Source organism: Vallitalea longa (genome assembly GCF_027923465.1).
Classification (GTDB): Bacteria; Bacillota; Clostridia; order Lachnospirales; family Vallitaleaceae; genus Vallitalea; species Vallitalea longa.
The window spans coordinates 304,565-330,107 of sequence record NZ_BRLB01000001.1; the positions used below are offsets into that span (position 1 = coordinate 304,565).

A 25,543-nucleotide genomic window follows, 5' to 3' on the forward strand; every position below is an offset into this window, starting at 1 on the left:
GTAAGAAATCGATTACCTAGCAATACCTGCTTTCAGAAAATGCTTATGCAACATTTTTCTACCCCACAAGCAACCTAATACAGATGTAATTATAGTTAACACACTTAATATTATCATTAACTCTGGAGTCATGATTTCTATACATTTTTGTGCGACTGGTAGAGATTGACTGCCTTTCTGTGCATATAATTTAATGTATTCTTCTTGCATATATAGGAAAGGATAATATTCACCAAGTGCCAATCCCAACATATAGCATGAATATCCTATCGCAATAGATACGAATTTCTTTCTACCTAATATGTTATAGATTATCTCTCCTATTATTCCTCCTGCTAAAGTTGTTATAAACATACTACCACCAGGTGCCATATTAAATAGTACAAGTCCTAACAGTGCACTACTTATTATGAATATACCTCTCATGGGTGCTTTAGTTATCATCAACATGAAAATCAATCCACCAATGGTAGATAGAATTAGAGGCAGTATTATTAAAATAGGTGGGAAAAATCCTACTGTACACGCTATAGCTCCAAACACTACTATAAGTAGAGCATTAAATATACCTATTGTTATCAAATCTTTTACTTTACTATTGTTTTTGGTATTACTCATGCCAAATTCTCCTTTATGTAATTATTTTTTTCGTTATTCATATTACGAAAGGTAATAGTTTTATCTTCGTTCAATCTGAGTATCTTATTGAATGTAATGCTTGCGAATTCTTCATCGTGGGTAATAACAAATATGCATCTATTACCATTTGATATTTTTTTTATTGCACTACTAACTTGTTTCATGTTAGCTGCGTCTAATCCACTTGTTGGTTCATCAAAAAATAGTAATCTTGAATCTTTCATACACGCCATAGCTATCGCTAATCTTTGTTTTTGCCCACCTGAAAGTGATGCTGGATGTCTATCAATGTATTTTAATAGATTAAAAAACTCCAAGTATTTTCTTGCTTTATCTCTTATTTCTTCTGAATCTTTTAATCCGATGATCATTTCCTCCAATACACTAGGAGCGAATAGCTGATAATCTACATCCTGCATTACATAAGTTGAATTCTTGATTCTTACACGTTTTGATGTCTTCTTATTATCTATGTATATTTCACCTTTATTAGGTTTTTCAAGTCCCATCAGAATTTTTAATAATGTACTTTTACCAGCTCCATTTTTACCTATTATTCCTATAATATCCCCGCCATAAGTATTAAATGAGATATTATCTAATATGTTCTTTCCTCCTCTATATTTAAAAGATAAATTCATTGCTTTCAGTATAGGAGGATTAGTATTTCTTGTATCTTGACTATTTCTATATTTAATTATATCTATAGGGCTTATATTTAATTGTCTAAGATCATTTTTAGCGAGCCATAGTGGTGATTTTTTTATAAAATCTTTCCCATCTATTATTTCCTTAATCTTACCCTCTTCCATATATACAACTCTATCAGCTAGGTTTTTAAGATAATTAAGTCTATGTTCTGATATTATTATAGTGTGTCCTTTTTCTTTTAATTTCTTCAATATCTCGCCTAGTTGCTTAGTCCCTTCGTAATCTAGATTAGAAGAAGGTTCATCAAGTACATATATAAAAGCTCCAAGAGTATATACAGATGCAATAGCAATTTTTTGTTTTTCACCACTTGATAAATTAAGTAGACTCTTATTGATTAAATTATTAAGCTTAAGATCATAAACTGATTTCTTTATGTTCTCTTGAATGATCTCACAATCAATTCCATAATTCTCACTTGAAAATGGAATTTCGGTTTTAACATGCAAAGTAAAAAATTGTGAGCGAGGATCTTGGAAAACGGATCCTACTTCACGGGATATCTCTCTTATTGAGTCCTTAATTAAATCATGTTCCCATACCTTAGCGTTACCTTGAAATTCTCCTTTATAGAAATTAGAAATCAACCCATTAACACATCTTGTTAAGGTAGTTTTTCCACATCCACTTTTTCCTGTAAGTACAATGAATTCTCCTTCTTCTATTGTAAGATTAATATCTGATAATGCTTTTTCGTTACTACCTTCATATTTGAAATACAAATGTCTATAGTCAATAACTGTTTTTGTATTTTTTAACATAATATACTCCTTAATAATTTCATTCTTTAATTGAAAAACAAATAATTCTTATCAATAAAAACAATTAAAGCCGCTAAACATATGAAAGCGATACAATAACATCCATCAATAAAATCAAATCTTACTTTTGTAGTGCAAGTACGTTTATTATTGAGGTCTAATCCTTTGCAAAGAGTGGCTGCTGATAATTCATCAGCAATCTTAGCACTTCTAATCAATAATGGCATCATAAAATTTTCAATCATTTTGACTGGATGCATTATAAACCCTATAACAGAAGTATTTAGTCCTCTCATTTTAAGACTAATTCTTACATTACTTATCTCTTCAGTAATCGTTGGTATATACCTATACACAACTGCTAATGGAATAATAAATATTTTTGGTATTTTCATATGTTCTAATGCAGTAATCATTTCATTCATATGATTTTTATTAAACATAACAAAGCAAACCATATATATAGGTATTACATGTAATAATAAGATAATTATCATTGATATAATCATACTAATATAATAGGTCGAGATTAAGGTTAATGCTTTTCTTGCAACTATTAATACATTATAGACCACAAAAAAACGAATAGCTTTCTTCTGCATTTTCTGGCATAACATTAATATATCCACAATAAGGAAAAGTACATATAGCATTGTTAATTGAAAAAGCATACAACTTAATACAGATACCACGATAACCAAAAATATTAAAACACGAGGGTCCGGTTTTGATGTCTTAAAGTCTAATATATTCATTGAATCAACCTTTATCTATTATTTTTAGTCTCAACTTTCCTTAATGGATATTGGGAAAGTTAAGATTAATTAATATATTATTATCTAGTTAAACAATACTCCATCCTTCTGCTTTCTCACGTATTGACAAGAAATTTTTATATATACCCTCCTCTTTTAATAATTGGTCGTGACTTCCTTTTTGTACTATTTCTCCATTATCTACAACTAAAATCTGATCTGCATTTTGAATTGTTGCTAATCTATGAGCTATTGTAATCATAGTTTTCCCTTCTACAAGTGAACTTATCGCTCTTTGAATTTCATATTCGTTTTCCGGGTCGACACTTGCAGTGGCTTCATCTAATATTACTATAGGAGCATCTTTCAATATAGCTCTTGCAATGGAAATCCTTTGCTTTTCTCCACCTGATAATGTTGAACCAGCATCCCCTATCATTGTGTCATATTTGTCTGGTAAACTCATAATAAAATCATGGCACCTAGCTTTTTTAGCAGCTTTTATGATATCTTTTTTACTTGCATTCGGATTACCGAATCTAATATTGTTATATATTGTGTCATGGAACAAATACACGTTTTGAAATACCATGCTAATATTTTCTAAAAGACCGTCACACTTCATGTTTTTAATGTTTTGTCCACCTATCAATATTTTCCCATCATTAACATCATAAAATCTTGCTATTAAATTACATATGGTCGTTTTACCACTACCAGAAGCTCCTATAATAGCTGTAGTAGATTTCTGAGGAATATTAAAAGAAACATTCTTTAATATCTCATTTTTATCATAAGCGAAACTAACATTCTCAAATTCTATATCATATGAGGATAGTTCTTTATTTACTCCCTTCTCATCTATATATTCAGCACTGTTGATTTTATCTAGTTTATCCATTGTCTCATCAATAAGTTCTAATACATGTGTAGCATTATTGATTACTTCAACATTACCAAAAATAACAAAGGAGAACATAATCATCATAATCATTGTTGGCATATCCATTGTTCCCTTATTAGCCATTAAAGCTGATACACAGATAATAGCTATAGAGGCAATCTTTAGAGATAAAACATGAAAACTATTGAATACAATGAATTCTTTCTCTATTTTAATATTGATATCTTTACTTTTTTTATAAGCATCTTCTATACCTTTTCTTGAAACACCTTCTTGCTTAAAAGCTTTTACAATTGGTATTCCTCTCAGATATTCTATTGTAGAAGCAATCATTGATTCTTGAGCATATTGATGCTCTGGTGCATTTTTATCACTTTTATTTCCTAATAGTTTCAAGAAGAATGCTGATAGCAAAACACCAGCAAAACATATTAATCCAATCTCAACCTTATAGAATAATAAACACAATATCATAGTAAAAACACAAATGTATCCGTTAACTACAGTATCAATCATTTTCATTCCGTACATTTCTACAAACGAAAGATCTGTCGTTACAGATGCTGCTATTTCTCCCGCATTATGATTGTCAAAAAATCCTAATGATACTCTTTTTAATATATTACCTATCTCTATCCTTTGGTCTGCTGTAACTTCATATGCAACACTTTCTTGAGATTTTGCCTTTAGATAAGAAAACAAAAATCTCCCTAGTAGAGCAATAATCATGAAGCCTAATAAATACAGAACATAATCTGTTGTCAATTTTTTTGTTCCATTCATATCTTCAATAACAAGATTTAATCCAATGGCAGTTCCCATAATTGGCATTGCTATGAATAATGAGTTGAAGAAAGAATATACAAATCCTTTATATATACGTTTTTTTCTGTCTCCTGTCCATCTAATTATTCTTTTTATTGTTCTAAACACTTAATTGCACCTCACTATCACTTGATTTGTTACTACTGGCAGCCCAATGTTTACTTCCAATATGTGCGTCCCACATGTTTTTATATAAACTTGACTTACTTAATAGCTCTTCATGCTCACCAATATCTCTGATCTTTCCATTATTCAATATCACGATTTTATCTGCATTCTTTATTGTTGATAGCCTGTGAGCAATTACCAATAACGTCTTACCTTTTGTCAATTCCGCTATTGATTTTTGAATTTTATCTTCATTTTCTGGATCAGTAAAAGCTGTTGCTTCATCAAGTATAACTATAGGAGAATTCTTCAATATAGCTCTTGCAATAGCGATTCTTTGTTTTTCTCCACCTGAGAGTTTACCTCCTGCTTCACCAGCAGTAGTATCATACTTGTTATCCAGTTTTTCAATAAATTCATGACAACAAGCTGCTTTTGAAGCTCTAATTACTTCTTCATCAGATGCATTAATATTACCCAATCTGATATTTTCCATTAATGAGCAATTGAATAGAAAATTATCTTGCGTTACATAACTTATTGAATCCATTAGCTGATCTATAGGAATGTCTTTGATATTAACACCATCTATTTTGATTTCTCCTTCACTTACATCCCAGAACCTCACCAGCATTCTAGCTATTGTTGATTTTCCGCTACCTGAAGCTCCAACAAAAGCTATAAATTGCCCCTCTTTTATATTCAAATTAATATCTATTAAAGCACTTTTATCATCGTTTTTAACTTCATTGTCGTTATCATAAGAAAAAGTTACATTGTTGAATTGTATGTTATATGAGTTCAGTTTTTTCTTCTTTGATGCGTTTGGTAATTCATCTATACCAACATATTCATATGCATCTCTTAACGCAAATTGTATAGATTTCAGATCATTTACAAGTACGGTAAAATTAGTAAGTGCACCAACGATACCAAGAGATAATAACAAGCACATTGTCAAATCAGCTGGATTTAGTGAACCTTTAATATATAGATATAAACCTACTGGTAATGTTCCTAATAGTGAAGTTGGTAAAGCAGAACTTGCGAAATTAATTAACTTCCAAGTACTTTTAAACCAATCCAATGTGTAATTTTTAAATTCATTAACCGCTTTTTCAAATTTTTCATATGATTTAGCTGATTGGTTAAATGCTTTTATCACTTGAATTCCTTCTATATACTCTACTATAACACTGTTGACATGATTACTTGATTTCATGTAATCATCGTATTTTTCATTATACGTTTTCATTACAATACCATAAGCTATACCTCCAATAAAAACTGAAATCAACGATGCTAGTGCCATTCGCCAATCTATAATTATAAGATATATTAGGACACATATAGATAATATAAGATTAGAAAGACTCTCTGGTATCATATGTGCTAACGGGATTTCTATAGTTTCAACTCTATCAACTATTGTATTTTTTATTTTACCCGCTGATTCATTAAGCACTACTCCTAATGGTACTTTCATTAATTTATCACATATAGATAATCTAATGCTCTGTAATATTCTATATGCAGATATGTGTGACAATACAGTAGAAAAACTATGGAATGCTACCTTGGTTACATAACCAGCCAAACCTATTCCCGACCAATATATTATGTTATCAGTAGTCTGGTTTCCATCAAAGAATAACATGAAAATACGATACACTGCTATATAAGGAACAATTCCTCCAAATACACTTATTACAGCAAAGAAAACCGATATTACTAACTTGAATTTACATTCTTTTGCATAAAATGAAACGATACTTAACCAATTTTTTTTCTTCATTCATATCCCTCTATTTTTATTTATTTGAATATTATGTACCTATTACCTGAATTGCTAGTAAGATATTTATTTATTGATAGTATGCATAGTTAATCCTTATGTGCAATTACCTCCTTATTTTATTAAAATTATATATCAATATAACTCGCTAAATTTCATATTGATACACTACTTATAAATCATAATATTTCATAACAAGTATAATACAAATGATAATGATAGTCAATATTAATTATTAGAATGTTTTATTATCATATAATAATCATACTTGCTTCTATAAGCAAATATAATAATTTCAATATGATCTTCTTTTACATATAGAAAGACAGCTTCAGTTAAGAAACTGTCTTATATTCTTGGATTATGTTTCTATACAAAATCTCGTAGTACCATATCTTCTAGTTGTTTTTAATTTTTTGTTGTTTGTTACAAGCTACAGCATATACTTTGTCTACTAGATCTTCATAGAAAGATTTTTCATGAGATACTACGATAACTGATCCATTAAAATTAAATAGAGCTTCTTTTAAACTAATCTTGGTATCTTTATCCAAGTGGTTAGTGGGTTCATCTAGAATCAAAATATTTGCTTCTTTCAGAGTCATAATGCAAAGTTTAACTTTCGACTGTTCTCCTCCACTTAGAGTTTTGATAGGCTGTGTTAAATCTTCCGCTCCTATTCCGCATTTACTCAATTCTCTCCTTATCTCTTCTGTTTTCATATCCGGATAATTCAAGCCCACTATTTCTAAAGCATTCATATCTTGATTTTCCCAATTAAGGTCTTGCTCGTAATAGGAGACTTTCGTATCTTTCGAGAACACTATATCTCCTGAGATTGGATCTAATACTCCTACAATGGTTTTTAAAAGAGTAGATTTACCGATTCCATTAAATCCAGTAATTGCGATTTTATCTCCACTATTTAATTTTAGATTCAATTTAGGTAGAAGTGAATAATCATAGCCTACCTCAAGATCCATAAGCTCAATTTTCCTAAAAGCCAAATCTTGCCTGAAAGTAATCATTGGTTTTTTCTTACTATTGGGTTTTGAGAGTCTTTCTACTCTATCTAGTTGTTTTTGCCTACCTCTCGCCATTTTACAATTAACCCCTGCTTTGTTTTTTCTTATATAGCTTTCAGTTCTTTTAATATATTCCTGTTGAGAATTATAGTTTCTAATGTAGTTATTTCTATATTCTTCCTTAAGCTTCAGAAATCTTTCATAGTTACCATAGTATTTTCTTATCTTGGTGAATTCTATATCCAGAATACAATTAGTTATTTCATTCAAAAATTCCAGATTGTGAGAAACTACTATATAAGCTCCCTGAAATTCTTTCAGGTATTCACTTAACCAAAGGATGTGGTCATAATCTAAGAAATTGGTTGGTTCGTCTAATAATAATACATCAAATTGTTCTAGTAATAGTCTAGCCAGAATAACTTTCGTCTGCTGACCTCCACTCAGATTTTCTAGTTTTGTATTGACTCCAAAAGAATTGATTCCCAGTCCTAAAACAATTCTATCGATTTTACTTTCAATAGAATAGAAATGTCTATATTCTAGTTCATCTTGAATGTCCCCTATCTCCTTCATTAAATTTTCCTTATAATTTTCTGAAAGTTCTTCGTATAAATTGTTCAATGTTTCTTCTAATTGAAATAACTCTTTGAATGATGTTTTCAAATATTCATAAACAGTAATATTCCCTTCTGATTTCAAATATTGGTCTATATATCCTATTTTAATATTTTTCTGCCATATGACACTTCCAATGTCAGGTAGTTCCTTGTCAAGGAGTATACTTAACAAGGTTGATTTACCTGATCCATTATCTCCTACAAGTCCCATATGTTCTCCTTTATATAATTCAAAACTTCCTTCTTCAAATAATATCTTTTCTCCATAAGACATAGATATGTCTTTTACTTCTAATAAACTCATAAAATCACTCCTAAAAAAAAGAGGCCTTCAGCCTCTAAAAATATACAACAAAACAAAAGAGGCTATGCCTCGTTCCGCATAGCGGATTTGTCGTTAGGAAAGTTTCCTTAGCGCATATGAAAACGCTCCTATTTCATATGCTTAAAAGTAGGACTTTCCTATAACAAAAAAAAGGCTTCATTGAGCCTTTATATTAGCATTAAAGATTTATACGAAAAATAAGCATGGGTTTCCATACTATCATTCAAAAAATTATTAATTCCTAACTGTAGGCTCTGAATAATAGGTATTTTAATTTCTTAAAAATATTCAGAGCCTCATTTTTTAATTATTGGTTTTGCTTCCAATGTCCTCATATTAAACACATCCTTATATAAAAGATTATAATATAAGTCAATATTTAAGTCAATGACAATTATTTGAATATTCAATAGACCCTTGGTACTTCATTTTAATATTCCATATAATAGAATCTTGATTACTTCATTCATTGCATCTTTTAGAGTTAAGTTATTATCACTTAAAAATTTATAATCAAGAAAGGTATTGCTAACACTTTCAAGAGTTGTACTGATGAGATGAAGATTTATATCATTCTTAATCATTCCATCATCTATTGATTTTTTTAATACATCTTCTATAATGTTTATCTTAAAAGTCTTTAATTCCTGTATTTTCTCCCATTGCTTATAATAAAACTTATGAATCTCATCTAATATACTAACTGGTAATTTATACTTATGATATGAATAGATGATTGAATGTAATTTATCCTCAAGTAAATCTGATTCTTCAAGAGCATTCAAAGTATACTTTTTATCACTTTCTATTATTGTATTGATATATTCCAATATAATGTCTTCTTTGCTTTTATAATATTTATAGATAGTTTTTTTACTGATTTTCAGTTCCGAAGCAATTTCATCCATAGTGAACTTTCTTAATCCATATATCTGTATTTTTTCGACTGCCATTTTCATTATTGTTTCTTTCACATTGATTACCCCCCTATTGAATTTTTACTCTTCTATTAGATTTATTTTCGGTTAATAATGTTGCCAAGACACCTATAATAGAAATAGCGATAATTAAATACAACTCAATATCATTATGGCTACTCCATAATATACCTGTAATTACAGAACCTACAAAAGATCCTATATATTGGAAACTATTTATTATACCATTTGCTGTACCTCTATAACTATTTTCAGCAATATCATTTGCTATAGTGGGAACGATTGTAGCGATTAAAATGTATCCCGTCATGAATAATATACTTCCTATCAATATTGAAACGAATGATTTACTGTTAAAATAAAAGCATATCCCTATACCACTTAAAACAAATGCCAATTTGATTAAATTCAATCCATATCCTTTTGAAACTAATTTAATAGATTTTTTCATAAATATTATAGCAATAATGACAGCAGGCATAAAGATTTTCCACATACCACTTGTCCCAACTAATTCATCAAGATATATTGGAACTATGTAAAATACTGCTACCATTATATAATTATTTATGAATCCTGCAAAATTCAGTCCCAAAAAACATTTATTCTTCAATAAAATTCTAATACCTGCTAGAATACTAGTCTTAGTTTCATTATTACTAGATGAATCGCTATTGATTCCAGATGTATCCTTTAAGAATAGCAATATAATCATCCAAACCACAAAAATAAGTATTGAACAAACTAAAAACATTTCACTTACTGATAAATAATTATTTATTATAGGACCTAACGCAAATGCTGATGCAGCAGCAAATCCAATAATCATACCTAGGAAACTGAACGCTTGTGGTCTTTTCTCACTATCTATTCTACTGCTGACCCATGAATATCCTGTTGCAAGAACTGCTCCACTACCTTGTAAAGCTCTTGCAAAAATAAGCAAATAAATATTTTCTGAAAGGAAAGCGATGAATAATCCGATTATAACTTGCAAAAGACCTATTAATATTACTGGTTTATTACCTAACTTATCACTCCATATGCCAAATGGAACTTGAAAAATAGCTTGAGTCAGTCCAAATATCCCTAATGCAACTCCTATCAAGATTGAATTACTATAAGCCAACGTCTTACCATATGTAGATATAAAAGGCATTACCATTGTCATAGTCATCTGCCTTATTCCTAAAGCTAAACTGATAGTAATCAAAAATAATAATTCTTTCTTTTCAAATGTTTCTTTCGTCATGTTAAAGCCTTCTTTCATGTAGAAAACTATTATAGTGTTATTAGTTTCCTAGTAATTATAGTGCTCTATTTAATTTCTGTCAATAGAATATTTTATAACTACACAAGTATTCTTTAATGAAATAAACTATATCTAAAAATAAAATATCTTAATCTCAATTGTCAACCTATATTTAAAATTAGTTGACGTACAATAAGTTAGAGGGTATACTATCATTATGAATATATAGGAGGGATTATTCATGAATACTAAAGAATTAATTTTAGCAGCTTTATTTGCAGCAATTACTGGTATACTTTCAATATTTCAGATTCCATTACCTACGCCTGTTCCTTTTACATTGCAAGTATTAGCGGTAACTGTCTCAGGAGTTATTTTAGGAAGCAAAATAGGTGCTTTGTCTCAATTGACATATGTATTATTAGGTCTGGTAGGAATTCCAATCTTCGCTGGAGGAAGTGCAGGTGTTGGGGTTCTAGTAGGACCTACAGGTGGTTTCTTAATTGGTTTCATTATTTCTTCATTTGTTATAGGGAAAATTACAGAAAAAACTTTACCTCTTATACATAATGGGTCATCAAGATATATTACTATCTTATTTGCAATGATATTCGGTCTAATAATTATTCATTGTTGTGGAGTTATTCAATTCTCAGTTCAACAAAATGTATCTTTAGGTCAAGCTTTCGGTGTCGCATCAGCTCCATTTATAATTTTTGATCTAATAAAAGTAGTTTTTGGATCAATTGTTGCATATTTTGCGAGAGATGGCTTAGTTAAAGCAAATTTATTACAAGTACAGGTGTAATTATGCGAATCAGAGGACATCATCTTATTTGTAATTTAGGTTACAAAGGTAAAGGATACGACGAACGTTTTACCTCAGTCATGAGTAATGTTATGTACCTAATAAAAATGAATCCGGATCTAAATGTTAGAGTCATTGATGATATTGATATTCTGTGTAGCGCTTGTCCTAATAGAAAAGGGGAAAAATATTGTACTAATAAAGATACTGAAGCAAATAAACGTATAAAACAAATGGACCACTTGGTTTTGGATATTCTTGATATACAACCTTACTCTTTACATAATTGGACCGAATTGCAAAAGAAGATTGCATTAGATTTTAAGTTAGAGCACTTGAATAAATTGTGTAAAAATTGTGAATGGAGACAATTAGGATATTGTAGACAGGGACTTTTAGATTTGAAAGAGAAATATAACCTGGTATAACCAGTTTATAGGAAAACCTTCTTGGTGAAATTATAAGCCAAGGAGGTTTTGTTTATGAAATATAAAGTATACTTTCTAATAATCTGATTTAGGTACACTTTCAAAAAAATCCTCTGCAAGTTCCAGCCATTCTTCAGGTAAATATACTGCAAGATACCCATGACCATACTCCTTTGCTTCATAGATTTTACAGTTTCTTAAGTAGGATTGAAAAAGCTTGGCAGATTTTTTTACACATTTCATTTCTTTTTCTCCATACCAATACATAACATCCGCCTGACACTCTCTTAAACTATCCTTGATGGAATAATTCATATAGGTACGATACATTGCATATAAAGTTTCTTTTCTCAGTCTTGGCATGTCCTGTAAATATAATTCCTGTATTTCCTTAGGGTAAAGCATTTTTTGTGGTAACTTTTTAGACATAGCAGCAAGTTGAAATTTACAAGCTTTTTCACTGAATAAAAATCTTCTAAAAAGCTTAACGGTTGTAATACAAAACCTTTTTACATTTGGCACAGGATAGCAGACAGAACCATCAATTATTGCCTTTTGCGCTAAATCTGCTTTGCGAGAAAGTAATTCTATAACAATTTGACCTCCCATTGATACACCACACAACGCGAATAACTTTCCGTTACATTTTTTCTCAATATAACTCAATAGCTTATCGGCAGTATCCTCAGTTGAAATATAATCGGTTGCGAATTCCTCTCCATGTCCATCCATAGTTGGTAATATAACATGGTACTTTTCCGATAGTTTTCGTGCCTGTCTTAGATAATTCCACCATGCATTTCCACCACCATGAATCAGCATGATATGTTGGTTTTCAGGATTTCCGAATTCATGGAATTTCATGTTAACACATCCTTTCTAAAGATTACCATATATTTGTATTATTCTATGCCTACCTTGATCTTATCTACAGGGAAACTTGAAATCATTGATAGCTTCCGTAATTTTCTCTCTGGTGTCATTTTATTTTTAATATACATTTCAAGAATATCTTTAATTTCTTTTAGCAGTACATCGTATTCCTCATCTGTAACTGCTATAAGTGCAGTGTTGAAAAAAACCTTATCTTGAACACAATCTGTATCAGATTTACTTAAATAAAATTGGAGTTCTTGTAAAAGCTCCATAAAAAATCCAGTAGCAAGCTTAGATGGATTGTCATGTTCTAATATGTTGTTTTGCTTATTCATGGCATAAACCTTTTCTATGGTATTTCTTACCCTTTTTTCCTCCACTACTTGAATAAGACCATTCTCATCTAAAAGCTTCATATGATGATAAATAGTAGCTCTTGGGATATCAGTAAGTGTTTCCATAATCGATGAAACAGTTGTCCTTTCGTTTGATAAAATAAATTGTAGTATTCTGAGCCTGGCAGGATTCAGTATCAATTTTTCAATGTTCATTTGATTTCCTCTCCTTTAACTATTGCATTCTATTTTTTTATTATAGTCTAATTTTTTAGATTGTCAATATATTTAATCATTTCTTTTAACTTCAAACAAACAGATCATATTTTTTTCCAACATAAAACAAGGTGACTTCTCTTATAATAAGTCACCTTGCTTACAAATAATCTTGAAATCATTGACTGATATCAATTTCTATGACAACTATAATTAGATGCATGCTTTTTTCTCAATAGGAATCCATATTTCACAAAAGCAGTCTTTTTCTGTGTTACTAGAATATAATTCAAAATCAGTGTCATCCAGCATACTATATTCTGAACCAGGTAGAAACTCTTTAAATATTCTATCCCATGTTTCCCCAATACAATCGGGAGTCTCTCCTATACATCTAAATACTGCCCATAGAGTAGGTTTTACCTTCCATATGGTATATCCGTCAGGTACATCACTTCCATTGAATTCCATACCTATTCCGTACTTAAAGTATTTACTGTCTTTTGTTATTGGTGCACAAACACCATATACATCATGTAGATCAGTATTTTCTTTTAGCACGTCAAATGTACCATTCTCACCACATTTCTTCCAAAAATCTGGAATTTCTGTATTACCTTCTTCTGAAATGATTTCGTTTCTAAACTCTGTAACCTTAGTCAGCAGACAAAATTTTTCTCTCTTTTCTATCCTGTAATCCATGATAGTGCCTCCTTCAAATTTAATTTTAATAAGAAGGCGATTGAAAGATTTTAATTTCACACCTGCACGTCTAGCGACATTAGGAGAAACTCCGTGAAATCTTGTGAATGCTTTTGAAAAACTTTCTGGAGAATTATACCCATATTTTAATGCAATATCAATTACTTTTTGATCAGACATTGAAATATCCTGCCCTGACATGGATAATCTTCTATTTCTTATATACTCATTTGCTGACATTCCTGTAGTTAAAGTAAATATTCTATGAAAATGATATTTTGACATATATAAATACTTTGCAACATCTTCATAAGTTATTGGTTCTAGTAAGTGTTCTTCCATATAATCGATTGATTTTTGCAAGTTTTGAATAAAATCCATTTTTATCACCCTCCATGTAAAATAATACTAGAATCAGGCAACTATTTCCTATCCTATCTTGCTTATATTTGTCTGTATAACTGCCTCCTGAATAATTTGTACTCTCTGTTTTAATTATATATTAGTTTTTGCCTATTTAAAAGAGCTTCCCATACTCTCAACATATCTGCAATTATTACTCCAAAGATGTATTAAAAAGAATACCCATGGCATAGTTCATCCTCTACGCCCTTATATATAAGTCATAAGAATCAGTTGTATATTTCTGACAAAAGAAATATAATAATGGCATTGGAGTAATTGAAAATGGATTATGTAACGACAAAAGAAGTCGTGAATATTTGGAAAACCACAGACATGATGATAGTGTATCATTACTCTGATAGACGATATAATAGCAGTAAAGTTAAGGATGGTGGTAATATATGAAACGGATATTTTTAGTTGAGGACGATAAGGCAATCGCCAGAAATCTTATGCTCTTGCTCCGCTCAGAAGGATTTACAGTCACTCACTCCCCTACTCGGAGTGAAGCACTTGCTACACTTGCCAATAATATATTTGATTTGGCGTTGATTGATATTTCTTTACCTGATGGGAACGGTTTTACAGTTTGTACAGAAATTAAAGGAGCGCAAGGTATCCCCGTTATCTTTCTGACAGCTTCCGGTGATGAAGCAAGTGTTGTTACTGGGCTGAACATGGGGGCAGACGACTACATTACCAAGCCTTTTCGTCCCCGTGAGTTGATTGCACGAATTGGAACCGCCTTGCGAAAAAACGGACGTTCTGGATGTGATTTCAGAATTGAAGGAATTCATGTGGACACGGCAAGTGGCATTGTGAAAAAAAATGGTAAAGAGGTATTTCTTTCAGCATTAGAATACCGCTTATTACTGGTGTTTATCAATAACCCAAAAAGTATTATTACAAGGGGCAGACTACTTGATGAATTGTGGGACTCGGCAGGCGAGTTTGTCAATGATAATACTCTCACCGTGTACATCAAACGCTTAAGGGAGAAAATAGAGAATGATCCAACACACCCACAAATCATTCTGACTGTTCGCGGTACAGGGTATAGATTGGGGTATGAGTATGCTTCGTAATAGAGAGTTTCGGCAGTTTGCCATTTTGTTCTTCTTAATGGACACTACCGCTATAATAGTGGGATTTGCAATAAACAAGGAGGCTGGAATCCTTGCTATCGTTTTTACCACCGCAATCGGCATAGTGTTTTTCTTGTTTACCAAAGCCAGATATAAAAGTATTGCGAGTATTTCAAATCAAATCGACCTTGTGCTTCATAATGCTGACCGTCTGTATATTGGTGATTCGGACGAAGGCGAACTTTCCATTTTACATAGCGAAGTAACAAAAATGACCTTGCGGATTCGGGAACAGAACGACGCGCTGAAAAAAGAAAAAGAACATCTTGCCGATTCGTTGGCCGACATAGCCCACCAACTGAGAACCCCACTCACCTCAGCTAATCTTATTCTGTCATTGTTAGCGAAAAACCCTGATGAAAACGACCGGAAAGCATTCCTACGGGAAACAGAAGAATTGCTTGTACAGATGGATTGGCTGATTACCTCCCTATTGAAATTATCACGTTTGGATGCAGGTATTGTAGTGTTCCAAAGTGAACAGATAGATGTGAACAAGCTGATATGTACCGCAATTCGCCCCTTCCTAATCCCAATGGAGCTACACGGTATTCAATTGCAGATAGACGTACCAAAAGAGGTAATTATTCAAGGGGATTCTGGTTGGCTTTCGGAAGGAATACAAAATATTATTAAAAACTGTATTGAAAGCGCAGGAGAAAACGGTAAAATTAAGATTATCTGTACGCACAACCCATTGTTTACCGAGATCAGAATCCAAGACAACGGCACTGGCTTCAAAAAAGAAGATTTACCCTGCCTATTTGACAGATTTTATCGTGGGAAAAATTCAAACGCTACAGGATATGGAATCGGATTGGCTCTCTGCAAAATGATCATAACACGTCAGGACGGTACGATTACCGCAAAAAATCATCCTCAAGGCGGCGCAGTATTTACCATTCGTTTCCCCAAAGTGACTAATCTCTCACCTGAAAGTCACAGAGATGTAAGCTGAAGGTTCTATTATATGGGTAAACCATTAGAAAGGAGACTCACATAATGGAGTTTTTAAAAATTGATAATCTATGCAAAATATACGGCAAGGGCGAAAACGAAGTTACCGCTCTTGACCATGTTTCTCTTACAATTGAAAATGGAGATTTTACCGCCATCATTGGTTCATCTGGCTCTGGCAAATCCACTTTGCTCCACATTATCGGAGGTGTGGATGTACCCACAAGTGGAAAGGTATACTTGGACGGACAGGATATATATGCCCAAACCAATGAAAAACTAGCCATTTTCCGTAGGCGACAGGTAGGACTGATCTACCAGTTTCACAACCTCATCCCTACTCTGAATGTGGTGGAAAATATCACCTTGCCTATACTGATGGACAAGCGGAAGGTCAACAAGGAACGGTTAGATGATTTATTGGAACTTCTTGGATTGCAAGACCGAAAAACGCATTTACCCAATCAACTTTCGGGTGGTCAGCAACAGCGAGTTTCCATTGGACGTGCTTTGATGAATGCCCCAGCGGTCATGCTTGCCGACGAACCCACAGGTAGTCTTGACAGCAAAAATGGACATGAAATAGTCAATCTGCTGAAATTAAGCCATAAAAAATATCAGCAGACTCTTATTGTTGTTACACATGACGAAAATATTGCCCTGCAAGCTGACAGAATTATTGGCATATCAGACGGAAAAGTAGTGCGAGATGAAAGGGTGAATCGTTCATGAACATTTTCAACAAAGTTACCCTGCAAGGCATGAAAAAAAGCCATACCCGAACAATTGTAACTGTTATCGGAGTTATACTATCCGCCGCCATGATTACGGCAATCGCTACCTTTGGAACTTCTCTGTTGAATTTTCTGATAAATGGTTCTACTGCTAGATACGGGAGTTGGCACGTTGAGTTTTTGGATGTTAATTCCTCTTTCGTGGAGGCTCGAACCCATGATAATGGAGTTTCAAACACCGCTACATTTGAAAATATTGGCTATGCTACGCTTGACGGCGGTAAAAGCCCAGAAAAGCCCTATCTTTTCATCGCTGGATTCAACAATGAAACTTTTGATACCTTACCCATTAGTCTGATTTCCGGCAGGTTGCCTGAAAATAGTAATGAGATTCTCGTCCCATCCCATGTAGCGATAAAGGGCGGCGTTAAACTCAAGGTGGGTGACACCCTTTCACTTGCTGTTGGAAACCGAATATTGGAAAACAAGAATCTGAGTCAACACGACCCATATCAGTCCGAGGAAGAATCGGAAGTGGGCAAAGAAGTTCTTATGCCAGAAGAAGAGAAAACCTACACAGTTGTGGGTATATGTGAAAGACCTGGTTTTGAGGAACATTCCGCACCAGGATACACGTTGATAACAAAAACAGATACTCAAGACCAAGTTAATAGTTTCAGCATATTTGTTACACTAAAAAACCCACGACAAGTAAAGGCTTACGCAATCAGTAAAGCCAAAACAGGCACTTATGTCTTTAATGATTATGTGCTACGCTTTATGGGCGTTTCTGACAATAACCTTTTCAACGCGCTTATGTACACCGTTGATGGAATTTTGATTGCCATAATAATGATAGGTTCGATATTTCTTATTTATAACTCATTCAACATTTCTCTTAACGAACGTACACGCCAATTCGGAATTCTCTCATCAGTGGGCGCAACGGCAAGACAACTACGAAATTCCGTACTATTTGAGGGCCTTTGCATTGGCGCAATTGGTATACCGATTGGTGTTGTAGTCGGCATAGGCAGTACCGGGCTTGTAATTCCTATTGTTGCAGGGAATATGAAGAGTCTTCTGTACAGCACCGTACCTTTAACCTTGTCGGTGTCTGTCCCCGCAATTGTTGTGGCAACGGTGGTAAGTTTGATTACTATTTTGATTTCAGCCTATATTCCGGCTAGGAAAGCCGCAAACACCCCCGTGATGGAGAGTATTCGCCAGACCAATGAGGTTCAAACGGAATCAAAAGCCGTGAGAACGTCAAAACTCTCACAGCGTATTTACGGTTTGGAGGGAACACTAGCCCTCAAGAATTTCAAGCGGAACAAAAAGCGTTATCGCAGCATCGTATTATCGCTTACTTTAAGTGTTGTTTTATTTGTATCTGGAAATGCTTTTGGAACAACTCTAAAACGACTTTCACAACAATATATAATGGACATGGAACATGACATTCTTTTTACCACTGAGGACATAGATGACAGTGAAATGTTCCCACTTTACGATAAACTGAAAAACATAGATGGGGTTTACGAAAGCACTCACCAAACGGTTTTATCCTATTCATGCTCGGTCAATACAAATGATTTTTCAGACAGTTACCGTGAATACGCAGGTTTAGCTACATCCGACCAAACAGTTGATCTGCCAATGGACATCCAGTTTATCGAAAACAGCAAATATCTGGATTTTATAAAAGATTTGGGATTGTCCCCGGAAGAATATACTGGACAGAATGCAAAAATGATTGCAGTTGCTAAAAAACGTGCTAACAAGAAAGACGGGTCCAGTGAGCTACTTGATATGTTTGCTAAGAATTCTATGAATTTTAGTGTAGCTCCCCAAGCAAATGACAAACCAATGAATGAACAAGGACAAAGCATAAATATTACATTTGTCGACACATACCCATTGGATCCACCACCAAAGAACTCTTCCCAGGTGAAGCCATACGTTTTTATGGTGGTCGCTCCCTATTCACTCAAAGAAAAGTTTGAAACCCAGGATACCCATGGTGAAACATGCCTAGCCTTTTTGTCAAAGGATCCTTCAAAATCGATAGCTGAAATGGAATCGATTATTAAGGATACAGGAATTACGTCTGTATATACCCTGTACAATCTGCACGAAATAGTTGAACAATACCGCAGTATAACATTTGTCATTGATGTTTTCACCTATGTTTTTGTCCTTATGATTTCGCTGATTGCGGTTGCCAATGTGTTCAACACTATTTCCACGAATATCAGGCTACGCAGGCGTGAGCTTGCTATGCTCCGCTCAATCGGTATGTCCGACAAAGATTTCAATAAGATGATGCGTTTCGAGTGTGTATTTTATGGCATGAGGACATTGCTATTCGGGCTTCCAATAGCTGGAATCATCTCATGGCTGATTTACCTAGGATTGCTGGCAGTAGAAAGGATGGACAACTTCCATTTTGTATTCCCTTGGGGCAGTATGGCAATCAGCGTGTTGAGCGTATTCTTTATTGTATTCATTACAATGCTGTATGCTGTCAGTAAGATAAAGAAAGAGAATATTATTGACGCACTTAGGGATGATATGACTTGATTTAGACAATGGAAATACAAATTCATCATATAGAAGTTATATAAATTTTATTGGTATATCTAATTTCACTTATAGATATATGTTAGCTAGTTACATTCACAGCATTATTTATGAGAGTGTAAACTTATCTCCAAATTAGCAGGTTTTTATCATAAGTTGAAGGCATGAATAGTAGATTCCTAGTATTCATGCCTACTTTAATTATGAAAAATATTTAGGCTTATACTAAAACCTATGACTATACAAGTCCTTTGGCTATAAAATATTAGAGGTATGTCCTCAAGTTTATTTTATCATATTTACTTCAGGTGAAAAATATAATCTATAGCTCTTATAGATTTATAAACATTTTTCATGATTGATAGTGTAATTAACTCCTTCTTTCTTCGGATATCACTCATCAAATAGAAGTACTTAATCAGAATTAATTTCCAATACAAAAGCAAACAATTATGTATAATAATAAATATATTCAAAATAATTCTAACCAGAAATCTTACAAGTTTCATTTCTATATAAATATGTTTTAGTACAATATTTCATCTACTCCCTCTTTATTATTGATTGTACAAATATAAACATAGTATATATTACTAATTTTAATTAAGTTACTATGTTTTCTATATTGTTATAATTAATTATATTAATTTAATTTTTATACATTATATGTATTGACATTCTATTTATTATAAATTATAATACTTTTTGGTCAAATTATTTTTATAGGAGGTATTATATGAAATTATTCAGAAATTCATTATGTTTTATGATATGTTTTATCATAACTGCTACTATGGTTTTAATTACAGGCGCTACCAACGTACAAGCCTCAGAAGAACCAGTCCAATTATGTCATGCAAGATACTGTATCTTTTCAGCTGACGGTTCAACAGGTCATTATGAAGGTAATATTGCAGTTAAAAATCTAGACCCTAATAAAAAAGTTACTGTTCATTATTGTTATAACTATAATCAAAACAATTGGAAAGATGTATCTGCAAAATACGTTAAGACAACTTCAGATGGTTACGAAATCTGGCATTTCGAGACACCTTGTTATTATTATGCTCCTTGTATTTTTGCTATAAAATGTGAATCCAATGGTCAAATTTATTGGGATAATAATAATGGGAATAATTATACTGTAACAAGAGATGTCCTTCTTGCTAAAGATTCAATATTAAATCTAAATAACCAATATAATGCTAATCAAACATATGATAGAATCGAATCAATTAATGGATATATTGCATTAAAGAATTTATCATCAGAAAAAAACGTTAGAGTTAGAATTACTGAAGATAATTGGCAGACTTATACAGATATTGATGCTGAATATCATTCTTCTCAAGGAAACAGTAATATAGAATATTGGTATTATGACTATGAAACAAAGACTACTCCAAAAAATGTACAATTCGCTGTATATTACGAAGTAAATGGAATTACATATTGGGATAATAATGGTGGTTCTAATTATTTTCTAGGTTTCAGATAATAAACCTAATATATAATATCTTTGGGATTATATCCACTATCTTCCCAATTATCTAAATGCAAAAAGCAAGAGACTCTATACTATCATAGAGTCCCTTAGCTATGTACAGAATTAATGTCTACGATTAGAACATCCCTGTACTTCTATTTTCTCCGCCTATATACTTGCAAAAAATCTTCACTGCAATGACTCTCAGTTCGGCATTCAATCTCAAAGTTCATTCTCTTTCCTTCTACTTGTAGCAAAAGATACTATAGCCAATTTTACAGCAGAATAGTATGTCTCATTCATTATTTTATCACCATTTGTTTATTGATTAATATAATTCTATTTCAATTAGCAGTTCGTATTCATTTCTTTACTATTTTCCAATATCCACCTTTGTTTGAACCTATCCGATTAATTAATCCTCTTTTCTTTAAAGAATCAATAGTTCTTTTTACTGTTGCTTCAGAAATACTATATACTTTACTTATTTTAGGCTTGCTTATCTTTGGATTTCTTGTAATTGCATTCATTATTGTTTGCTCTGTGTTTGATAAATTTATCAGCTCATTTATCGGCTCATTTATCGGCTCATAAGTTTCAGCACTATTTTTAACAGTAACTCTTGTCATAAAAGCAACTTTTTCATATTTAGGTGCTGTCAATCCAATTGCTTCCATTTCAATAAACATCCTGTCTACACCTTCACCAAATTCTTTTACATAGGTATGGTCTTTTAAAAAGCCTGCTATCTTTGGATTTCTTGAAAAATGAATATTCCTCATATTGTCTAGCCTTACCAATCCGGGTAATGTTCCAGGGCTTTCTACTACTAGTATATCATCAAACATTTTTATTTGTATATCAGTTCCTTTAATACTGTAATCACGATGACAAACTACATTTACTATAATTTCCTTCCACACGAATTCTGGGTATTCAGATTTTGTATAGAACTTACCATCATTACCTAGTTTGGTAAATTCCTTTAACAAAGTCTAATGATTTTTGTAACATTTCCAATATTATCCCTTCAAATATTGTGTTTAATAACATTCATTCTAGTACCTGTTTTTTCAATAAAACCTTAATACTTAATAAATCTTACTCTTGCCCTTGGAAAGTGATGTTGTGGATTTTTACCAAATAAGAGAATTGCTTCACCGCTTATTATATGCCTATTATCAGTTTTAGTTATGAATTTCTTATCCTTAAACCCACAATCCTCTGTATAACTCACACCTACCTTAGTTCAGTACTGGTTAACATATCAATTCAGCACCTATTTTGATATCAATACGCACTGTAATTTCTGTATTAAACATCTTATTTCTCAAATTAGATTACTGAATAATGGAATTAAAGTACCATCTTCGGTGTTCTGGACTTTCACCATATAGATTATCCTGCTAGTCGCACACAAAAAACAGCTGATTTTCAGCTGTTTTTAAAATTTTATTTTATTGATAATCTTTTTGATCCAAAAAACAAAACATTTATTTACTCTAAGTTCTTAGCCCTTAGAACTGTTTTTTCTATATAACTCTCATTGAGATATAATTCATCTACTGTTTTGGCTTTCATGAAATTTCTTATTATATCTTCATGAAGTGCTTTTTCTGTTTCAGTTTCCTTCCTAATATAAACTGTATAATAGATATCACCTTCTTGCCAATAATAATAGTTTGTTCTATAGGTTACAAAATCTCCACTATGTGTCTCTTCTATATTAAGCACTTTTTTTCCATCAATTTCTAACCAGTGTGTTTTATGATTTACTCTCTCGTTATCTTTAATATATCCATTTACCAAATAATCTTTATATTCTTGTGGAGCATTTTTAGATTGCGTAAAATCTACTCCATATAAATAATGAAACTTAATGAAATCCTTAGTAAAACACCCATCACATAACTTTTTACTTGGAACATCTTCCGATAGCTTGTAATTATATCCAAATACTGACCTTGCTTTCCATAAATCTTCTATATCGTAAATATTTTCACTGTTTTTATAGTGCATTGCTGTATAATCTATATTTTTGACATCACTCGGCTTTTTCAATGATGATATTATTTGTTCTGCTTCTTCTATAGTTATAGAATCTCTTCCTCTTGATAAAACTAACATATAATAAGCATCTTCGTGATTAAATGCAAAATAAGTATTTGTATATGTTAAATCATCAGGTATATCTTTAATCTCAATTTTTTCACCTTTTACTTCTCCAATTTGCATCTGCTCTCTACTTAATACATTAAACTCTGAACTAATATCCTCTTTAGCTATGTATAATCTTATAAGACTGGGTCTTATTTCAGGTTCTTTTACAAATGTTAACAGAACCCGAGAGGGATCTTGCAATGAAAATAATGTTACTGACCAATCATAATCGTATGGCATATAATCAGGAACCTGGAATTCAAAATCTACATCGTTAATTAGTTTTTCTAGATTAATATAACTCTTATATTCTTCATAAACAATAAATTCTTTTTTTTCTTTATATTTCTCACTATCAACCTGTTCATGATTTTGCTTAGCATGAATAGGATTAGTTAATAAGAGTGCAGCAACTAATATACCGCTTATTATAGTTAAAACCGTAGTCTTATTACCATATTTAAATTCTTTTATCATTTCTATTCTCCTTTTTACATTTTTCTTGGTTGCAAAAGCACATGAATGCCCTAGAAAATTTTGCTTCACTAAAAATAGACGTGAAATATTTATGATAGTCATACCATAAGATATTGCTGAATTTTCCCCTAAAAAATTCAAAAGATAATTATCACAAGCTAATTCAGTATCTAGTTTTACTTTTCTATTGATTATCCACATAAATGGATTGAACCAATGAATTGAAGTTGCAATAATCCATAAAACATTCAAGATCAAATCTTTTCGTTTATAATGTACAAGTTCATGTAATATAATATGTTTTAGCTGTTCTTCATTTATGCTTTCATCAATAGTTCTTGGCAAACATATTTTAGGCTTAATCACCCCTGTGATAAAGGGATAATTAAAATCTCCAATGCATACTTTTACCTCTTTTTTTATACCTATCATCTGTTTGCAACCATTAACAAGTTTATCCTGTCTTATAGTTGTACTAGATGACCTGATTTTCATATTCATCTTATAATAAATACTTATTGCCATGATTATTATACTGCTACAACCTATAATCCAAATTATTGATAATACATTTAAAACTAAATGTCTACTATTTTCTTTTTTTATATCGGAGATATTTTCAGCGTGCTGTTGGTTATATATTGATTGTGAATATAGCTTCATGTCATCATCATGATTTTCTTGTTGCTGATATTCTATATTATTATTATCATCTTCTATTTCCGTTTCAATTTCTGATTGAATGAAGTTTGTATTATAAATAGCATTTGTTTTAGGAAAATAGTTATATATACTAAAAGTACTTTCTGGCATGATAGGTATTATGAATCTAACAAGTACAATAATCCATAATATCTGATTGAATTTAATACTAAGTTTTTTACCAAAAAGATATTTAATGCATAATACTATACCAGCAGTAAAGCTAGCTATTAAAGATGTCAGCAATATAGTTATAAATACATCCATTAAAATTTTCATAGCATTTGCTCCTTTAATATAGGAATAAACTATTCTCTATCATTTTTTTCTTTTCTCTCTATAAGTAATTGCTGTAATTTATCAAGCTCTTCTTCTGTCAAATTCTCATCTTCAATGAAATGATAAAACAGACGATCAACAGCGCCATTATACATACGTTGCAAGAATGTTCTGTTCTCAGCTTTTATATAAGTTTCCTTTGTAAGTATAGGGTAATAAAAAAAAGTGCGTCCACTTCGTTTGTATCCTATTACTTCTTTTTTTAACAAGCGATTGATAAAGGTTCTAATCGTTCCTGAACTCCAAGTCATCTTCTCTGATAGTTCTTTAATGATTGTCTCTGATGTAATTGGATTATCATCCCATATAAGCTTCATTACCTCTAATTCAGCATCAGATATATTTGGAATACACATTAATAATACCTCCTTTTTGATTTACATATGTAAATACACTATTAATATACACCTGTAAATATATTTTGTCAAGTAATCGTTGATAACTTTTATTCTTAATTTTTAGCCATCCAATAATTATTATTTTCCATTACTTATATTATATTTCAAAGGTCATTAGACCAATATTTTCTATA

The 25,543-nt window shown here is 31.8% G+C and carries 22 protein-coding genes; 8 read left to right on the forward strand and 14 right to left on the reverse strand.

Features of this window, described 5'->3' with window-relative positions; genetic code table 11:
- Positions 1–12: 12 nt before the first annotated feature.
- The 8 genes from QMG30_RS01215 to QMG30_RS01250 all read right to left on the reverse strand — a co-directional run bounded on the left by QMG30_RS01215 (position 13) and on the right by QMG30_RS01250 (position 10,658).
- Positions 13–618, reverse strand: coding sequence for an MptD family putative ECF transporter S component (locus QMG30_RS01215; RefSeq protein WP_281811398.1), 606 nt, complete (start codon positions 616–618; stop codon positions 13–15).
- Complete coding sequence (locus tag QMG30_RS01220) at positions 615–2,111, reverse strand: ABC transporter ATP-binding protein (RefSeq protein WP_281811400.1); 1,497 nt, start codon at positions 2,109–2,111, stop codon at positions 615–617. Before QMG30_RS01220 ends, QMG30_RS01215 begins: the two co-directional genes overlap by 4 nt.
- A 26-nt stretch (positions 2,112–2,137) precedes the next feature.
- Positions 2,138–2,866: an energy-coupling factor transporter transmembrane component T family protein gene (locus QMG30_RS01225; protein WP_281811402.1), complete on the reverse strand. Its 729-nt coding sequence runs from the start codon at positions 2,864–2,866 to the stop codon at positions 2,138–2,140.
- An 88-nt stretch (positions 2,867–2,954) separates the two neighbouring features.
- The gene (locus QMG30_RS01230; protein WP_281811404.1) at positions 2,955–4,703 is read right to left on the reverse strand and encodes an ABC transporter ATP-binding protein; all 1,749 of its coding nucleotides are present in this window, start codon (positions 4,701–4,703) and stop codon (positions 2,955–2,957) included.
- Entirely contained in the window at positions 4,696–6,498 is a 1,803-nt protein-coding gene (locus QMG30_RS01235) for an ABC transporter ATP-binding protein (RefSeq protein ID WP_281811406.1), read from the reverse strand. The genes QMG30_RS01230 and QMG30_RS01235 overlap by 8 nt, the downstream gene beginning before the upstream one ends.
- Before the next feature lie 398 nt (positions 6,499–6,896).
- Positions 6,897–8,447 carry an ABC-F family ATP-binding cassette domain-containing protein gene (locus tag QMG30_RS01240; RefSeq protein ID WP_281811408.1) on the reverse strand — a complete coding sequence of 517 codons (1,551 nt, stop codon included), beginning with the start codon at positions 8,445–8,447 and terminating at the stop codon, positions 6,897–6,899.
- A gap of 446 nt (positions 8,448–8,893) precedes the next feature.
- Positions 8,894–9,442: a TetR/AcrR family transcriptional regulator gene (locus QMG30_RS01245; RefSeq protein WP_281811410.1), complete on the reverse strand. Its 549-nt coding sequence runs from the start codon at positions 9,440–9,442 to the stop codon at positions 8,894–8,896.
- Between the two features lie 13 nt (positions 9,443–9,455).
- Positions 9,456–10,658, reverse strand: coding sequence for an MFS transporter (locus tag QMG30_RS01250; RefSeq protein ID WP_281811412.1), 1,203 nt, complete (start codon positions 10,656–10,658; stop codon positions 9,456–9,458).
- Between the two features lie 241 nt (positions 10,659–10,899).
- Here QMG30_RS01250 and QMG30_RS01255 point away from each other — a divergent pair, with 241 nt between their 5' ends.
- Both QMG30_RS01255 and QMG30_RS01260 read left to right on the forward strand, forming a co-directional pair.
- Complete coding sequence (locus QMG30_RS01255; protein ID WP_281811414.1) at positions 10,900–11,466, forward strand: biotin transporter BioY; 567 nt, start codon at positions 10,900–10,902, stop codon at positions 11,464–11,466.
- A gap of 2 nt (positions 11,467–11,468) precedes the next feature.
- Positions 11,469–11,894: a DUF1284 domain-containing protein gene (locus QMG30_RS01260; RefSeq protein WP_281811416.1), complete on the forward strand. Its 426-nt coding sequence runs from the start codon at positions 11,469–11,471 to the stop codon at positions 11,892–11,894.
- A gap of 75 nt (positions 11,895–11,969) precedes the next feature.
- Here QMG30_RS01260 and QMG30_RS01265 read toward each other — a convergent pair whose 3' ends face one another.
- From QMG30_RS01265 to QMG30_RS01275, 3 genes are all read right to left on the reverse strand, one after another.
- The gene (locus QMG30_RS01265) at positions 11,970–12,758 is read right to left on the reverse strand and encodes an alpha/beta fold hydrolase (protein WP_281811418.1); all 789 of its coding nucleotides are present in this window, start codon (positions 12,756–12,758) and stop codon (positions 11,970–11,972) included.
- Positions 12,759–12,796: 38 nt separating this feature from the next.
- Positions 12,797–13,321, reverse strand: a complete 525-nt coding sequence (locus tag QMG30_RS01270; protein ID WP_281811420.1) for a helix-turn-helix domain-containing protein — start codon at positions 13,319–13,321, stop codon at positions 12,797–12,799.
- Positions 13,322–13,534: 213 nt separating this feature from the next.
- Positions 13,535–14,404 (reverse strand): AraC family transcriptional regulator, encoded by an 870-nt coding sequence (locus QMG30_RS01275; protein ID WP_281811423.1) that lies wholly within the window; start codon positions 14,402–14,404, stop codon positions 13,535–13,537.
- A 306-nt stretch (positions 14,405–14,710) separates the two neighbouring features.
- Between QMG30_RS01275 and QMG30_RS01280 the strand changes: the two genes are divergently transcribed.
- The 6 genes from QMG30_RS01280 (at position 14,711) to QMG30_RS01305 (ending at position 21,345) form a co-directional block, all read left to right on the forward strand.
- Entirely contained in the window at positions 14,711–14,833 is a 123-nt protein-coding gene (locus QMG30_RS01280) for a hypothetical protein (protein WP_281811425.1), read from the forward strand.
- Complete coding sequence (locus QMG30_RS01285; protein WP_281811427.1) at positions 14,830–15,513, forward strand: response regulator transcription factor; 684 nt, start codon at positions 14,830–14,832, stop codon at positions 15,511–15,513. Before QMG30_RS01280 ends, QMG30_RS01285 begins: the two co-directional genes overlap by 4 nt.
- Entirely contained in the window at positions 15,503–16,531 is a 1,029-nt protein-coding gene (locus QMG30_RS01290) for a sensor histidine kinase (RefSeq protein ID WP_281811429.1), read from the forward strand. Before QMG30_RS01285 ends, QMG30_RS01290 begins: the two co-directional genes overlap by 11 nt.
- A gap of 44 nt (positions 16,532–16,575) precedes the next feature.
- Positions 16,576–17,262, forward strand: coding sequence for an ABC transporter ATP-binding protein (locus QMG30_RS01295; protein WP_281811431.1), 687 nt, complete (start codon positions 16,576–16,578; stop codon positions 17,260–17,262).
- Positions 17,259–19,847, forward strand: a complete 2,589-nt coding sequence (locus tag QMG30_RS01300) for an ABC transporter permease (RefSeq protein ID WP_281811433.1) — start codon at positions 17,259–17,261, stop codon at positions 19,845–19,847. Before QMG30_RS01295 ends, QMG30_RS01300 begins: the two co-directional genes overlap by 4 nt.
- Positions 19,848–20,583: 736 nt before the next feature.
- On the forward strand, positions 20,584–21,345 hold the full coding sequence (locus QMG30_RS01305) for a carbohydrate-binding protein (RefSeq protein WP_281811435.1): 762 nt from the start codon (positions 20,584–20,586) through the stop codon (positions 21,343–21,345).
- Between the two features lie 350 nt (positions 21,346–21,695).
- On the opposite strand, the gene QMG30_RS01310 is transcribed toward QMG30_RS01305, so the two are convergent.
- From QMG30_RS01310 to QMG30_RS01320, 3 genes are all read right to left on the reverse strand, one after another.
- The gene (locus QMG30_RS01310; protein ID WP_281811437.1) at positions 21,696–22,325 is read right to left on the reverse strand and encodes an ATP-binding protein; all 630 of its coding nucleotides are present in this window, start codon (positions 22,323–22,325) and stop codon (positions 21,696–21,698) included.
- Positions 22,326–22,830: 505 nt separating this feature from the next.
- Complete coding sequence (locus QMG30_RS01315) at positions 22,831–24,951, reverse strand: M56 family metallopeptidase (RefSeq protein ID WP_281811439.1); 2,121 nt, start codon at positions 24,949–24,951, stop codon at positions 22,831–22,833.
- A gap of 29 nt (positions 24,952–24,980) precedes the next feature.
- Complete coding sequence (locus QMG30_RS01320; protein WP_281811441.1) at positions 24,981–25,367, reverse strand: BlaI/MecI/CopY family transcriptional regulator; 387 nt, start codon at positions 25,365–25,367, stop codon at positions 24,981–24,983.
- Between the last annotated feature and the right edge of the window lie 176 nt (positions 25,368–25,543).